At 70.3% G+C, this 13,105-nt stretch carries 10 protein-coding genes and 1 tRNA gene; 10 read left to right on the forward strand and 1 reads right to left on the reverse strand.

All coding sequences use genetic code 11. The features are described from left to right. Positions 1 to 11: 11 nt before the first annotated feature. The 10 genes from dnaN to ACIBG6_RS18205 all read left to right on the forward strand — a co-directional run bounded on the left by dnaN (position 12) and on the right by ACIBG6_RS18205 (position 11,587). Entirely contained in the window at positions 12 to 1,142 is a 1,131-nt protein-coding gene (dnaN, locus tag ACIBG6_RS18160) for a DNA polymerase III subunit beta (RefSeq protein ID WP_015034855.1), read from the forward strand. Positions 1,143 to 1,328: 186 nt separating this feature from the next. After that, the gene (gene gnd / locus ACIBG6_RS18165; RefSeq protein ID WP_329622350.1) at positions 1,329 to 2,207 is read left to right on the forward strand and encodes a phosphogluconate dehydrogenase (NAD(+)-dependent, decarboxylating); all 879 of its coding nucleotides are present in this window, start codon (positions 1,329 to 1,331) and stop codon (positions 2,205 to 2,207) included. Between the two features lie 59 nt (positions 2,208 to 2,266). Beyond that, positions 2,267 to 3,388, forward strand: coding sequence for a DNA replication/repair protein RecF (gene recF, locus ACIBG6_RS18170; RefSeq protein ID WP_399223579.1), 1,122 nt, complete (start codon positions 2,267 to 2,269; stop codon positions 3,386 to 3,388). Continuing rightward, positions 3,385 to 3,954 (forward strand): DUF721 domain-containing protein, encoded by a 570-nt coding sequence (locus ACIBG6_RS18175; protein WP_399223580.1) that lies wholly within the window; start codon positions 3,385 to 3,387, stop codon positions 3,952 to 3,954. Before recF ends, ACIBG6_RS18175 begins: the two co-directional genes overlap by 4 nt. Positions 3,955 to 4,346: 392 nt before the next feature. Next, a complete protein-coding gene (gyrB, locus tag ACIBG6_RS18180) occupies positions 4,347 to 6,374 on the forward strand; it encodes a DNA topoisomerase (ATP-hydrolyzing) subunit B (protein ID WP_399223581.1) in 2,028 nt (675 codons plus the stop codon). Positions 6,375 to 6,415: 41 nt separating this feature from the next. Then, a complete protein-coding gene (gene gyrA / locus ACIBG6_RS18185; protein WP_399223582.1) occupies positions 6,416 to 9,025 on the forward strand; it encodes a DNA gyrase subunit A in 2,610 nt (869 codons plus the stop codon). A gap of 106 nt (positions 9,026 to 9,131) precedes the next feature. After that, positions 9,132 to 9,728 (forward strand): DUF3566 domain-containing protein, encoded by a 597-nt coding sequence (locus ACIBG6_RS18190; protein ID WP_399223583.1) that lies wholly within the window; start codon positions 9,132 to 9,134, stop codon positions 9,726 to 9,728. A gap of 97 nt (positions 9,729 to 9,825) precedes the next feature. Continuing rightward, positions 9,826 to 9,899, forward strand: a tRNA-Ile gene (locus tag ACIBG6_RS18195). Positions 9,900 to 10,046: 147 nt separating this feature from the next. Beyond that, a complete protein-coding gene (locus tag ACIBG6_RS18200; protein ID WP_003958712.1) occupies positions 10,047 to 10,181 on the forward strand; it encodes a DLW-39 family protein in 135 nt (44 codons plus the stop codon). 104 nt (positions 10,182 to 10,285) lie between these two features. After that, complete coding sequence (locus tag ACIBG6_RS18205; RefSeq protein WP_399223584.1) at positions 10,286 to 11,587, forward strand: hypothetical protein; 1,302 nt, start codon at positions 10,286 to 10,288, stop codon at positions 11,585 to 11,587. 130 nt (positions 11,588 to 11,717) lie between these two features. Here the strand turns inward: ACIBG6_RS18205 and ACIBG6_RS18210 are convergent, their stop codons facing one another. Then, a complete protein-coding gene (locus tag ACIBG6_RS18210) occupies positions 11,718 to 13,088 on the reverse strand; it encodes a serine/threonine-protein kinase (RefSeq protein ID WP_399223585.1) in 1,371 nt (456 codons plus the stop codon). Positions 13,089 to 13,105: the final 17 nt, after the last annotated feature.

Genomic DNA, 13,105 nt, shown 5'->3' on the forward strand with positions numbered 1-13,105 from the left:
AGGCGGTTCCGGTGAAGATCCGGGTGGAGCGCGACGTACTCGCCGAGGCGGTGGCCTGGGTGGCCCGCAGCCTCCCGGCCCGTCCGCCGGCGCCCGTACTCGCGGGCCTTCTCCTGAAGGCCGAGGACGGCGCCCTGAGCTTCTCGAGCTTCGACTACGAGGTCTCCGCCCGGGTCTCGGTCGAGGCCGAGGTCGAGGAGGACGGCACCGTCCTCGTCTCCGGCCGGCTGCTCGCCGACATCTGCCGCGCCCTCCCCAACCGTCCCGTGGAGATCTCCACAGACGGTGTACGGGCGACCGTGGTCTGCGGCTCCTCCCGCTTCACCCTCCACACCCTGCCTGTGGAGGAGTACCCGGCGCTGCCGGAGATGCCCACCGCGACCGGCACCGTCCCCGGTGAGGTCTTCGCCTCCGCCGCCGCCCAGGTGGCCATCGCCGCCGGCCGTGACGACACGCTGCCCGTCCTCACCGGTGTGCGCATCGAGATCGAGGGCGACACGGTCACCCTGGCCTCCACCGACCGCTACCGCTTCGCGGTCCGCGAGTTCCTGTGGAAGCCGGAGTCCCCGGACGCCTCCGCGGTCGCCCTGGTGCCCGCGAAGACCCTCCTGGACACCGCGAAGGCGCTCACGAGCGGCGACACGGTCACGCTGGCGCTCTCGGGCTCCGGCAAGGGCGAGGGCCTGATCGGTTTCGAGGGCGCGGGCCGCCGCACCACGACCCGGCTGCTCGAAGGCGACCTGCCGAAGTACCGCACGCTCTTCCCCACCGAGTTCAACTCGGTCGCGGTGATCGAGACCGCGCCCTTCGTCGAGGCCGTCAAGCGCGTGGCCCTGGTCGCCGAGCGCAACACGCCGGTCCGGCTGAGCTTCGAGCAGGGCGTGCTGATCCTGGAGGCCGGCTCCAGCGACGACGCACAGGCTGTGGAGCGTGTGGACGCGCAGCTGGAGGGCGACGACATCTCGATCGCCTTCAACCCGACCTTCCTCCTGGACGGCCTGAGCGCGATCGACTCCCCGGTCGCCCAGCTCTCCTTCACGACCTCCACCAAGCCGGCGCTGCTCAGCGGCAAGCCCGCCCTGGACGCCGAGGCGGACGAGGCCTACAAGTACCTGATCATGCCGGTGCGGCTCAGCGGCTGACGCCTGGCGGTTCGTACCGGGGGTCCGGGGGTCGTCCCCCGGGAAGGCGCAGAATGCCGGTGCGGCTCAGCGGCTGACCTGCTCGTACGGGTCGTCGCCTGAGCGGCTGACCCCACAGGTGTGCACCCGGGGCCGGGCGTAGGCTCGGACCCGGGTAAACCGCACACGACGCTTAAGGAATCTCTGATGGAGCTCGGTCTCGTCGGTCTCGGCAAGATGGGCGGCAACATGCGCGAGCGCATCCGCCGCGCAGGCCACACCGTCATCGGATACGACCGCAACCCGGACCTCGCCGATGTCCACAGCCTCGAAGAGCTTGTGGGCAAGCTCAAGGGTCCGCGGGTCGTGTGGGTCATGGTTCCGGCCGGTGCCGCGACCCAGTCCACGATCGACGAGCTGGCCGCTCTCCTCTCCCCCGGCGACATCGTCGTGGACGGCGGGAACTCCCGCTGGACCGATGACGAGAAGCACGCGGAGGAGCTCGCCGCCAAGGGCATCGGGTTCGTCGACTGCGGCGTCTCCGGCGGCGTCTGGGGCCTGGAGAACGGCTACGCGCTGATGTACGGCGGCTCCGCCGAGGACGTGGCGAAGGTCCAGCCGATCTTCGACGCGCTCAAGCCCGAGGGCGAGTTCGGCTCGGTCCACGCGGGCAAGGTCGGCGCCGGCCACTTCGCGAAGATGGTCCACAACGGCATCGAGTACGCGATGATGCAGGCCTACGCCGAGGGCTGGGAGCTCCTGGAGAAGGTCGACTCCGTCACCGACGTGCGCGAGGTCTTCCGCTCCTGGCAGGAGGGCACGGTCATCCGTTCCTGGCTGCTGGACCTCGCGGTCAACGCGCTGGACGAGGACGAGCACCTGGACCAGCTGCGCGGCTACGCGTCGGACTCCGGCGAGGGCCGGTGGACCGTCGAGGCCGCCATCGACAACGCCGTACCGCTGCCGGCGATCACCGCGTCGCTGTTCGCGCGGTTCGCGTCCCGTCAGGACGACTCCCCGCAGATGAAGATGATCGCCGCGCTGCGCAACCAGTTCGGTGGCCACGCGGTCGAGACCAAGAAGTAATCCACAGGCTGTGCACCCCGCGGTGCACAGCCGCCGGGGGAAGAAGGTCGGCGCCCACCATGCACGTCACGCATCTCTCGCTGGCCGACTTCCGCTCGTACGCCCGGGTCGAGGTTCCGCTCGACCCGGGCGTCACCGCGTTCGTGGGCGCGAACGGCCAGGGCAAGACCAATCTCGTCGAGGCCGTCGGCTATCTCGCCACCCTCGGCAGCCATCGCGTCGCCTCGGACGCCCCGCTGGTACGGATGGGGGCCGAGCGCGCGGTCATCCGGGCAGCCGTCACCCAGGGCGAGCGCTCCCAGCTGATCGAGCTCGAACTCAACCCCGGCCGGGCCAACCGCGCCCGTATCAACAGGTCCTCACAGGTCAGACCGCGCGACGTGCTCGGAATCGTCCGGACCGTGCTGTTCGCGCCGGAGGACCTCGCCCTGATCAAGGGCGACCCCGGTGAGCGGCGGCGCTTCCTCGACGAGCTGATCACCGCGCGGACACCGCGCATGGCGGGCGTGCGCTCCGACTACGAGCGCGTCCTCAAGCAGCGCAACACGCTCCTGAAGTCGGCGGCGATGGCCCGGCGGCACGGCGGCCGGGGCATGGACCTGTCCACGCTCGACGTCTGGGACCAGCACCTCGCGCGCGCCGGGGCGGAGCTGCTCGCGCAGCGCCTCGACCTCATCGACACCCTGCAGCCGCTCGCCGACAAGGCGTACGAGCAGCTGGCGCCGGGCGGCGGACCGATTCTGCTGGAGTACCGCCCCTCCGCGCCGGGCGCCGGGCACACCCGCGAGGAGCTGTACGAGCAGATCGTCGCCGCGCTCGCCGAGGTCCGGAAGCAGGAGATCGAGCGGGGCGTCACGCTCGTCGGACCGCACCGGGACGAGCTGCTGCTCAAGCTCGGCGACCTGCCGGCGAAGGGGTACGCGAGCCACGGGGAGTCCTGGTCGTACGCGCTGGCCCTCCGCCTCGCCTCGTACGACCTGCTGCGCTCCGAGGGCAACGAACCGGTCCTCGTCCTCGACGACGTCTTCGCCGAGCTGGACGCGCGCCGGCGCGAGCGGCTCGCCGAGCTGGTGGCGGGCGGCGAGCAGGTCCTGGTGACGGCGGCGGTGGACGACGACGTGCCGGGGGTCCTCGCGGGGACGCGGTACGAGGTGGCCGGCGGGACGGTGGAGCGGGTATGAGCGAGCAGCCGTCCCTGGGCGCCGGGGCGCCGGAGCAGCCGGAGGGACCGAAGGTTCCCGAGGCCTCGGGCATCGACCTGGCGCGGGTCGCGCTGCGCGCGGCCAAGGAGCAGGCGAAGGCGCGGGGCGCCGCCGCGCAGCAGAAGAAGCAGGCCCGGCGCGGGGGCGGGCTGCGTTCCGGAGCGCGCGCCGACGGGCGCGACCCGATGGCGCTCGGCGCGGCGATCAACCGGCTGATCACCGAGCGCGGGTGGGAGACCCCGGCGGCGGTCGGCGGCGTCATGGGGCGCTGGCCGCAGATCGTCGGCGAGGACCTGGCGAAGCACTGCGTACCGCTGAAGTTCGACGACGAACCGGACGCGCGGGTCCTCACCGTGCAGTGCGACTCCACTGCGTGGGCTACGCAGCTGCGGCTGCTGGCGCCGCGGTTGGTGGCCCGGCTGAACGAGGACCTGGGGCACGGGACGGTGCGAGTCATCAAGGTGCTGGGGCCGGGGGCGCCGCGGCGGGCGTACGGGCCGCTGCGGGCGCCGGGGTCCGTGGGGCCCGGGGACACGTACGGCTAGAGCGCCGGGCAGCCGGGTTCTCTGGTGTGCGAGGCCCCCTGCGGGCCCCGTTCTCGTGGTGCGGGTCCGGGAAGAGGGCGCCGTGCGGGTGGCGTTGTGCCCACCCCCCAGAGGGGGACCCCCAGCCCCAGCCGGAACGCATGCCCACAACGTGGCCACCGGATCCCCACAACGCGCAACCACTCGAAGCGCTGGGTGGCCGTCAGAGGGCTCTGGGGGGCCTGTCTGGATATGGGGAGTCGTCTCGGGTCCGCTCAGGGCGGCACATGCGGACTCAGGGACCGGCAAACCCCCATGAGTGTCGGCGCTACCGGTAGACTGGGAGACAATCCCGCCACCCTGCGGAACAAGTCGAACGACGCAGCCGCTCCCGTATGCCCGGAGAACGGCTTGTGCTGTGCCAGAAAGGGCGCTTCGTGGCCGATTCCGGCAACCCCAACGAGAACAACCAGTACACCGCCAGCAACATCCAGGTCCTTGAAGGCCTGGATGCGGTGCGCAAGCGCCCTGGCATGTACATCGGCTCGACCGGTGAGCGCGGTCTGCACCACATGGTGCAGGAGGTCGTCGACAACTCGGTCGACGAAGCCCTGGCCGGCCATGCCGACACCATCGACGTGACGATCCTGCCCGACGGTGGCGTCCGCGTCATCGACAACGGCCGTGGCATCCCTGTGGGCATCGTGGCCTCCGAGGGCAAGCCGGCCGTCGAGGTCGTGCTGACCGTGCTGCACGCGGGCGGCAAGTTCGGCGGCGGCGGCTACGCCGTCTCCGGCGGTCTGCACGGTGTCGGTGTCTCCGTCGTGAACGCCCTTTCCACCAAGATCGCCGTCGAGATCAAGACGGACGGTCACCGCTGGACGCAGGACTACAAGATGGGCGCCCCGACCGCGCCCCTCGTGCAGCACGAGGCGACCGAGGAGACCGGCACGTCGGTCACCTTCTGGGCCGACCCGGACATCTTCGAGACCACCGAGTACTCCTTCGAGACGCTCGCGCGCCGCTTCCAGGAGATGGCCTTCCTCAACAAGGGCCTCACCCTGACGCTCACGGACGAGCGCGAGTCGGCGAAGGCCACGGTCGGTGCGGACGACCCGGAGGCGGAAGCCGCCGAGCCGACCGCGCGCACGGTGAAGTACCACTACGAGGGCGGCATCGTCGACTTCGTGACGTACCTCAACTCGCGCAAGGGCGAGCTGATCCACCCCACCGTGATCGACCTGGAGGCGGAGGACAAGGACAAGGCCCTGTCCCTCGAGGTCGCGATGCAGTGGAACAGCGGCTACAGCGAGGGCGTGTACTCCTTCGCCAACATCATCCACACCCACGAGGGCGGCACGCACGAGGAGGGCTTCCGTGCGGCGCTGACCTCGCTGATCAACAAGTACGCGCGCGACAAGAAGCTGCTCCGCGAGAAGGACGACAACCTCACGGGCGACGACATCCGCGAGGGCTTGACGGCGATCATCTCGGTCAAGCTGAGCGAGCCGCAGTTCGAGGGCCAGACCAAGACCAAGCTGGGCAACACGGAGGCGAAGACCTTCGTCCAGAAGGCGGTCTACGAGCACCTCAACGACTGGCTCGACCGCAACCCGGTCGAGGCCGCGGACATCGTCCGCAAGTCGATCCAGGCCGCCACCGCGCGCGTGGCCGCCCGCAAGGCGCGCGACCTGACCCGCCGCAAGGGCCTGCTGGAGTCGGCGTCGCTGCCGGGCAAGCTGTCCGACTGCCAGTCGAACGACCCGGTCAAGTGCGAGATCTTCATCGTCGAGGGTGACTCCGCCGGCGGCTCGGCCAAGTCCGGCCGTAACCCGATGTACCAGGCCATCCTGCCGATCCGCGGCAAGATCCTGAACGTCGAGAAGGCCCGGATCGACAAGATCCTGCAGAACACCGAGGTCCAGGCGCTGATCTCGGCCTTCGGCACCGGTGTGCACGAGGACTTCGACATCGAGAAGCTCCGCTATCACAAGATCATCCTGATGGCGGACGCCGACGTCGACGGTCAGCACATCAACACCCTGCTGCTGACCTTCCTCTTCCGCTTCATGCGCCCGCTGGTCGAGGCCGGTCACGTCTACCTCTCGCGCCCGCCGCTCTACAAGATCAAGTGGGGCCGGGACGACTTCGAGTACGCGTACTCGGACCGCGAGCGGGACGCGCTCGTCGTGCTGGGCAAGCAGAACGGCAAGCGGATCAAGGAAGACTCGATCCAGCGCTTCAAGGGCCTCGGCGAGATGAACGCCGAGGAGCTGCGCGTCACGACCATGGACGTCGAGCACCGCGTGCTCGGCCAGGTCACCCTGGACGACGCGGCCCAGGCCGACGACCTGTTCTCGGTGCTGATGGGCGAGGACGTCGAGGCACGGCGCTCGTTCATCCAGCGCAACGCCAAGGACGTTCGCTTCCTCGACATCTGAGTCGGTCTCAGCTGACCGTACGAAAGGACTGACGACCAGCAATGGCCGACGAAAACACTCCCGGCACCACCGAAGAGCAGGAGCCTGTGCTGCGGATCGAGCCCGTCGGGCTCGAGACCGAGATGCAGCGCTCGTACCTCGACTACGCGATGTCCGTCATCGTGTCCCGCGCGCTGCCCGACGTACGGGACGGCCTCAAGCCCGTCCACCGTCGCGTGCTGTACGCGATGTACGACGGCGGCTACCGGCCCGAGAAGGGCTTCTACAAGTGCGCCCGCGTCGTCGGTGACGTCATGGGTACGTACCACCCGCACGGTGACTCCTCGATCTACGACGCGCTCGTCCGCCTCGCCCAGCCCTGGTCGATGCGCATGCCGCTGGTCGACTCCAACGGCAACTTCGGTTCCCCGGGCAACGACCCGGCCGCCGCCATGCGGTACACCGAGTGCAAGCTCATGACGCTGTCGATGGAGATGCTCCGGGACATCGACGAGGAGACCGTCGACTTCCAGGACAACTACGACGGCCGCAACCAGGAGCCGACGGTCCTGCCGGCCCGCTTCCCGAACCTGCTGATCAACGGCAGCGCCGGTATCGCGGTGGGCATGGCGACCAACATCCCGCCGCACAACCTCCGCGAGGTCGCGGCCGGTGCGCAGTGGGCGCTGGAGCACCCCGAGGCCAGTCACGAGGAGCTCCTCGACGCGCTCATCGAGCGGATCAAGGGCCCGGACTTCCCGACCGGCGCGCTCGTCGTCGGCCGCAAGGGCATCGAGGAGGCGTACCGCACCGGCCGTGGCTCGATCACGATGCGCGCGGTCGTCGAGGTCGAGGAGATCCAGAACCGCCAGTGCCTGGTGGTCACGGAGCTTCCGTACCAGACCAACCCGGACAACCTCGCGCAGAAGATCGCCGACCTCGTGAAGGACGGCAAGGTCGGCGGCATCGCCGACGTCCGCGACGAGACCTCGTCCCGTACCGGTCAGCGCCTCGTCATCGTGCTCAAGCGCGACGCCGTCGCCAAGGTCGTGCTGAACAACCTCTACAAGCACACCGACCTGCAGACGAACTTCGGCGCGAACATGCTGGCGCTCGTCGACGGCGTGCCCCGCACCCTCTCGCTCGACGCGTTCATCCGCCACTGGGTGACGCACCAGATCGAGGTCATCGTCCGCCGGACGAAGTTCCGGCTGCGGAAGGCCGAGGAGCGCGCCCACATCCTGCGCGGTCTGCTCAAGGCGCTCGACGCGATCGACGAGGTCATCGCCCTCATCCGGCGCAGCGACACGGTCGAGGTCGCCCGCGGCGGCCTGATGGACCTCCTCCAGATCGACGAGATCCAGGCCAACGCGATCCTGGAGATGCAGCTCCGCCGCCTCGCGGCCCTGGAGCGGCAGAAGATCGTCGCCGAGCACGACGAGCTCCAGGCCAAGATCAACGAGTACAACGCGATCCTGGCCTCCCCGGAGCGCCAGCGCGCGATCGTCAGCGAGGAGCTGGCCGCGCTCGTCGAGAAGTTCGGCGACGACCGCCGGTCCAAGCTCGTGCCCTTCGACGGCGACATGTCCATCGAGGACCTGATCGCCGAGGAGGACATCGTCGTCACGATCTCCCGCGGCGGCTACGTGAAGCGCACGAAGACCGAGGACTACCGCTCGCAGAAGCGCGGCGGCAAGGGCGTGCGCGGGACGAAGCTGAAGCAGGACGACATCGTCGACCACTTCTTCGTCTCCACCACCCACCACTGGCTGCTCTTCTTCACCAACAAGGGCCGGGTCTACCGGGCCAAGGCGTACGAGCTGCCGGACGCCGGGCGGGACGCGCGCGGCCAGCACGTGGCCAACCTGCTCGCCTTCCAGCCGGACGAGCAGATCGCCCAGATCCTGGCGATCCGCGACTACGCGGCCGCGCCGTACCTGGTGCTCGCCACCAAGGCCGGCCTGGTCAAGAAGACCGCGCTGAAGGACTACGACTCGCCGCGCTCCGGCGGTGTCATCGCGATCAACCTCCGGGAGACCGAGGCCGGCGGCGACGACGAGCTGATCGGGGCCGAGCTGGTCTCGTCCGAGGACGATCTGCTCCTCGTCAGCAAGAAGGCGCAGTCGATCCGCTTCACGGCCACGGACGACGCTCTTCGCCCGATGGGACGCGCCACGTCGGGCGTCAAGGGCATGAGTTTCCGCGCGGACGACGAGCTGCTCTCGATGAATGTCGTCCGGCCCGGTACGTTCGTCTTCACCGCGACCGACGGCGGGTACGCGAAGCGCACCCCCGTCGACGAGTACCGCGTCCAGGGCCGTGGCGGCCTCGGCATCAAGGCCGCCAAGATCGTGGAGGACCGCGGCTCGCTCGTGGGCGCGCTGGTGGTCGAGGAGACGGACGAGATCCTCGCCATCACGCTGTCCGGCGGTGTGATTCGTACGCGAGTCAACGAAGTCAGGGAGACCGGCCGTGACACCATGGGCGTCCAGCTGATCAACCTGGGCAAGCGCGATGCCGTCGTCGGCATCGCACGGAACGCCGAGGCCGGCAGCGACGACGAAGATGTCGACGACGACGCCGAGGGCGTCGTCGAGGCGACCGAGGCCGCAGTGGTCGAGGCCGAGGCAGTCGAGGGCACGGAGCCCTCGGCCGGGGAGCACGAGGAGTAAGAGCGTGAGTGGAGCCACGGGCGCCGGATCGGCGGCCGCCGGAGCTTCTGCTGGTGCTGGAGCGAACGGCGCCCGTGGCTCCGCCACGGACTCCCAGGGGGTTGCGGTGACGGATACCCGGGGGCAGCAGCCCTCGTACGAGACCTACAGCGGGCCTCTGCCCGGCGAGCGCGCGGGTGCGCAGCAGCCGGGCGGCCCGTACCACCCGCCGCAGGCGTACGGCGCTCCGGCGCCGGGCGGCCCGGCGGGCGGTCCGGCAGGCGGGACGCTGGGCGGCCAGACGGGCGCCGGTGCCGTGCGCCGACCGCGTACGGGGGCGCGCACCACGCCCCGTACGCGCAAGGCGCGGCTGCGGGTGGCGAAGGCCGATCCGTGGTCGGTGATGAAGGTGAGCTTCCTGCTCTCCATCGCGCTGGGCATCTGCACGGTCGTCGCCGCGGCGGTGCTGTGGATGGTCATGGACGCCATGGGCGTCTTCTCGACGGTCGGCGGCACGATCAGCGAGGCCACGGGCTCGAACGAGTCCAACGGCTTCGACCTGCAGTCGTTCCTTTCGCTGCCGCGGGTGCTGATGTTCACCTCGGTGATCGCCGTGATCGACGTGGTCCTGATGACCGCCCTGGCGACGCTGGGCGCGTTCATCTACAACCTGTCGGCCGGTTTCGTCGGCGGTGTGGAGCTGACGCTCGCCGAGGACGAGTAGGACGTGTGGGGCCGACCCGGGAACGGATTTTGGGACTGGCCCCCACGTGCGCTAATCTTCAGGAGTCAGCGCGCGGGACACACACCGCAAGCGCGGCGGGGCTATAGCTCAGTTGGTTAGAGCGCATCCCTGATAAGGATGAGGCCACAGGTTCAAATCCTGTTAGCCCCACAGTTCAGATCGACCCGGACGGTTCAACCGTCCGGGTCGATTTGTTTGTGGCAGGTTTGAAGTCCCCACAGGTCACCGATCGGTATCGGTCGATGTGTAGAGTGGGCGTCAGAAGTCTCCTACGTCAACGAAAGACGAGGTCGCGCGGTGAAGAAGCTTCTCCTGGTCGCACTGGCCGCCATCGGCGGGCTCCTCGTGTACCGCCAGATCCAGGCGGATCGCGCCGAGCAGGATCTGTGGACGGAGGCGACCGACTCCGTGCCCGCAGGTTCGGGTGTCTGAGACGAAAACCGTCTGTGGGTGGAGCCCCGGCCGCGCGTGAGCGGGCCGGGGCTTTGCTTTGCCTGAGCGAACAATTTGCTTGCTTGAGTAAAGGGGAGAGGCGCGTGAAGACGCAGGCCGGCATCGGACGCATCGGCCGGAGAGCGGGGGCCCTGATCGCGACGGTCGCGGCAGTGGGCGCGGTGACGGCGCTGCCGGGCCAGGCACGGGCGGCCGACGGGGGCGCGCTCCCGCCGTACGCCTTCGACGGCGCGGCCCAGCGGGTCAAGGGCGCCGCTTCGAGCTCGGACGCGGAGCAGCTGAAGACCGGGCAGACCTACCGGGACACGCTCAAGAAGGACGGCAAGGTCTACTACCGCGTCGACCTCGACGACAAGCTCAACAGCTATGTCTCCGTGGTCGCCGTGCCGAAGCCCGGGGGCAAGGTCGAGTACGGCGACGGCTTCAAGGTGAGCATGCAGGACGGCTCCGGCACCGACTGCGGCTACCAGCAGGTGTCGTTCTCCTCGGCCGAGTACGCACGGCCGCTCGCCGGGTACGCCCGCCGCATCGTCGACCCGGACAGTTCCACCTGCCAGAAGGCGGGCGCCTTCTACGTGCTCGTCGAGCGCACGTCGAAGGCGACCTCGGCCCCGGACGACTGGGAGCTGGAGATCCGGCACCTGTCCGAGCCGGGCCTGAAGAAGGCCGGCCCGACCGAGCTCCCCGAGGCCTGGTCCTCCGCCACGCCCCCGCCGCCGACGGGCGGTCCGCAGAAGCGGCAGGGCGGCGCCGGTTTCCACGATGCCGTCTCGCTGACACAGGGCGAGTGGCGGTCCGACATCCGGCCCGGGCAGACGCTCTTCTTCCGGGTGCCCGTCGACTGGGGGCAGCAGCTCTTCGCCACCGCGGAGCTCGGCAGCAGCGCCGCCGGGAACGAGTACGTCGGGAACGCGCTGGTGCTCTCCCTCGACAATCCGGCGCTCGGCCACGTCGACGAGAACACCGGAAGCTACGACGGGAAGCCCGCGACGCTGGCGCTCGACCCGCAGCGGCCGGTCGCGCACGAGAACCGCAGCTCGTACAACGACGCCACGAACGGCATGCGGTTCGCCGGCTGGTACTACCTGTCGGCCACGCTCAGCCCGGCGATCGCCGAGGAGTACGGGGACAAGCCCGTGCCGCTGACGCTGCGCGTGACCGTCACGGGGAACGCGAAGTCCGGGCCGGGGTACGACGGGGACCCGGGTCCGTTCGCGGTGACCGCCGACGACAAGGAGGCGGCGGCGAACGGCGCGAGCGGAGCGGCGGCGGCCGAGGAGAACGGAGCCATGCGGCTCGTCGCGGTGGCCGGGATCGGCACCGGGAGCGTGCTGCTGCTCGGGCTGGGCGCGTGGACGCTGATGGCGCGGCGACGGGCGGCGTAGCGGGCGTAGGGCGGGTTGTGCGGTTGTAGAGCCGCGGTAGGCCCCTTGAGTCCCTTGGCGGCTCTCAGCGGCTCAGTGGCGGCTCAGTGGCGGCTCAGGGGGCCGGTTCGCGGGCGGCTCAGGGGCGGCCTCAGGTCTGGGTGAGGGCCCAGAAGCCGACCGCGAGGCAGGCCAGGGCGAGCAGCAGGACCGGGACCGTCACCTTCGGGGGCGGTCCCGGTCGGCGTACGGGGGCCGGGGGCGCGGGTTCCGCGCGGTGCGCCGGTGCCGTGTGCTGATCGGGAACCTGAACGGGGTGAGCGGTGTATGGATGAGTAGGGGCCTGTCCGTACGGCGCCCCGGCCGTGGGGGCCTGGTCGAAGGAGGGGGTCGGATGCGTGACCGGCGGGGGCAGGTGGAAGCTGCCCGTCTCGGAGGGGTTCGGCATCGGCGCGTGCGCCGGGGCCGCCGCCGACACGGGCTGCTGGTACTGGGGCTGGTGCTGGGGCTGTGCGGGATGCTGCTGGGGCGGTACGGGCGCGGTGGGCCCGGTCGGCGGCACGCTGGGCGGCGTCGGTACGGCGTCGGTGACGGTGACGGCGCCGTGAGGGCCGGCCGTTGGTCCGCCGGGACCCGCGGCGCTCGTCGGGCCCAGGGGGCCGAAGCCGGCGGGCAGCGGGCCGATCTGGTCGAAGATCTCGACCGGCGGCTCGTCGGGACGCGGCTCGGGCAGCATCTCGGCGGCGGCGTCCAGCGCCTTGCGCGCGCCCGTGGCCGTCCGGAAGCGGGCCTGCGGATCGGGCTGGAGCAGCCCGGCGAGCACCTGCCACAGCGGTTCCGGAATGCCCTCGGGGGCGCTCGGAGTGCCGTACGTGAGGAAGTGGCTGACGAGGGCCTGGGAGTCCGGGCTGCGGCCCTGGAGCAGATAGAGCGCGACCAGGCCGACGGCGAACAGGTCGGCGGTGAAGTCCGGCTCGGCACCCAAGAGTTGCTCGGGCGCGAAGTAACCGGGCGTGCCCACCACGTAGTTGGTCTCCGTGAGCCGGGGCTCACCCTTGCGCATGGAGATGCCGAAATCGGACAGCCGCAGGTGCGGCCGCCCGGTTCCGGTGACGTCCAGAAGGATGTTGGCGGGCTTGATGTCCCGGTGGACGACACCCTCGGCGTGCACCGTGGCCAGACCCGAGAGGAGCTGGTCGAGCAGGGCGCAGACGAAGCGCGGCGGCAGCGGGCCGTAGTCCCCGACGACGTGCGCCAGCGAGCCGCCGGCGACCAGGTCCATGGTGAAGAGGACCTTGTCGTCGTCGGCGGCCCAGCTGGCCGGGGCGAGGACGTGCGGATGGTCGATCCGCATCGCCTGCTCGCGGACGAAGCGGAGCAGCGTGTGGGCGTCGCTCTGCTGGAGCACCTTGGCCGCCACGTACCGGCGCCGCCGGTGGTCCCAGGCGCGCCACACCGCGCCCGCCCCGCCCCGTCCGATCGGGTCGATCAGCTCGTACCGACCAGCGAAGACCTCACCCATCGCGCTGCGCCCGCTCC

The sequence above is a fragment of the Streptomyces sp. NPDC050842 genome, assembly GCF_044456565.1.
Lineage (GTDB): Bacteria > Actinomycetota > Actinomycetes > Streptomycetales > Streptomycetaceae > Streptomyces.

Coding starts and splice junctions, on each gene's coding strand:
- gyrA (WP_399223582.1), top strand. CDS start 6,416: ATGGCCGACGAAAACACTCCCGGCACCACCGAAGAGCAGGAGCCTGTG.
- ACIBG6_RS18175 (WP_399223580.1), top strand. CDS start 3,385: ATGAGCGAGCAGCCGTCCCTGGGCGCCGGGGCGCCGGAGCAGCCGGAG.
- gnd (WP_329622350.1), top strand. CDS start 1,329: ATGGAGCTCGGTCTCGTCGGTCTCGGCAAGATGGGCGGCAACATGCGC.
- recF (WP_399223579.1), top strand. CDS start 2,267: ATGCACGTCACGCATCTCTCGCTGGCCGACTTCCGCTCGTACGCCCGG.
- ACIBG6_RS18210 (WP_399223585.1), bottom strand. CDS start 13,088: ATGGGTGAGGTCTTCGCTGGTCGGTACGAGCTGATCGACCCGATCGGA.